This is a genomic window from Azospirillum sp. B4 (assembly GCF_000333275.1).
GTDB lineage: Bacteria > Pseudomonadota > Alphaproteobacteria > Azospirillales > Azospirillaceae > Nitrospirillum.
In genome coordinates this window covers 1-1,637 of record NZ_BACU01000114.1, presented here as the reverse complement: position 1 = coordinate 1,637, position 1,637 = coordinate 1, and the positions used below count along the sequence as shown (strand labels likewise).

The window sequence follows — 1,637 nt, the reverse complement described above, 5'->3', positions numbered from 1 at the left end:
CCCCATCGCGCGGGTGCAGGCCCATGTCATGGGGCATGTGGCGGAGAACCATACGGTGGCGGCGCTGGCCCGGGTCGCGGGGATGAGCGCCCGCCACTTCGCGCGCATCTTCGTCCAGCAGGCCCAGGTGACCCCGGCGGAGTTCGTGGAGCGTGCGCGGGTGGACGCGGCCCGCAATCTGCTGGAGGGTGGCGATCTGCCGCTGAAGTCCGTGGCCTATCGAAGTGGCTTCGGCAGTGCCAACCGTATGCGCCTGGTCTTCGTCAAATGCCTGGGCATGACACCCAGCCAATACCGCGCCAGCTTCCAGCCCGTTGCCGCCTAAAGCGGAACGCCTCAGCCGGCGGCGGCGAACAGGTCGCCCATGGCCGCCTCGCGCCCAACCGATCGCCGCCCTTCCAGCGACAGCAACTGTTGCTTGATCGCCAAACCGCCGGCGAAGCCGGTCAGGGCGCCGTTCATGCCCACCACGCGATGGCAGGGCGCGATGATGGAAATGGGGTTGCGCCCGTTGGCGGCGCCCACGGCGCGTACCGCCGTGGGATGGCCGATCTGGCGGGCGATGTCGGAATAGCTGCGCATCTCGCCATAGGGGATGGTCAGCAGCGCCCGCCACACCCGCTTCTGGAAGTCCGTGCCGGCGAAGGACAGTGGCACGGTGAAGGTCTTCAAGGTGCCCTGGAAATAGGCCCGCAGCTGCTTCTCCGTCTCCACCAGCACCGGATGGTCCGGGTTCGGAACCAGGGTGGGTAGGCGGACCCGTCCCGGCTTGTCATTCTCCCAAAGAATGGCTGTCAGGCCCTCGGTGCCGGCCAGCAGCGTCAGCCTGCCGACGGGGGAAGGCATGGACATGAACGCATAGGTCGTGTCACGGATCATGGCGGGCATTCACCTTCGCGGGCATGGCACCGGTCGAACGCCGGCCGTCGGGCGGCGGATTTCGGCGGGTCTTTCCAGGATCTCAAACCGCTGGCCCGCCGGACAAGGGCGAAAATCACAGGGCTTGCGCGGTCGAGCGGCAGGCCGGTCTTCGTCAGGCGCTATATTCATATAGATATAACGAGGCGGCAAAACCCGAAAGCCGCGGGATAGGGCGGAAAACACCTAAGGTTGGGCAATAAACTTTGCGAATGACGCAACCAATTTTCTGAATTTAGTTAATGCGAACCGTTATCAATGGGCGAGGTTCATTTGGACACCGACAAATTCGCCGCCAATAACTTGACGGGTGATGGCGGCGTCTTATGATGCATTCATCCGTCTGCCGGCGGTTGCTTGCCCCGTGCGGGTAGCCGCGCTGTTCCGGCGGAACCGACTTTCACGGGAGCGTGTGAGACATGGATCTCAGTCGTCGCGGCTTTATCAAGCTGACCGGCGCGGGATTGGCGGCTTCCAGCCTGGGTGCGTTGGGCTTCGGCCTGGCGGGCACGGCGCTGGCGGCATCCGTCCGGCCGTTCAAGCTGACCGCCGCCACCGAAACCCGCAACACCTGCACCTACTGCTCGGTGGCCTGCGGTATCCTCATCTACAGCCAGGGCGATCGCGCGAAGAACGTGAAGTCCTCGGTCATCCATATCGAGGGTGATCCGGACCCATCCCGTCATCGCGGCACGCTGTGCCCCAGGGCGCCGGCCTGC

General features: G+C 64.8%; 3 protein-coding genes. 2 read left to right on the top strand and 1 reads right to left on the bottom strand.

What is annotated here, in order from left to right:
- Positions 1-325, top strand: a 325-nt coding sequence (locus I55_RS05490; RefSeq protein WP_148293582.1) for a helix-turn-helix domain-containing protein, incomplete at its 5' end; no start/stop codon positions are given.
- Positions 326-336: 11 nt separating this feature from the next.
- On the opposite strand, the gene I55_RS05485 is transcribed toward I55_RS05490, so the two are convergent.
- Complete coding sequence (locus I55_RS05485) at positions 337-879, bottom strand: methylated-DNA--[protein]-cysteine S-methyltransferase (RefSeq protein ID WP_044559500.1); 543 nt, start codon at positions 877-879, stop codon at positions 337-339.
- Positions 880-1,337: 458 nt separating this feature from the next.
- Here I55_RS05485 and I55_RS05480 point away from each other — a divergent pair.
- Positions 1,338-1,637: molybdopterin-dependent oxidoreductase (locus I55_RS05480; RefSeq protein ID WP_044559502.1), on the top strand; the 300-nt coding region annotated here is incomplete at its 3' end.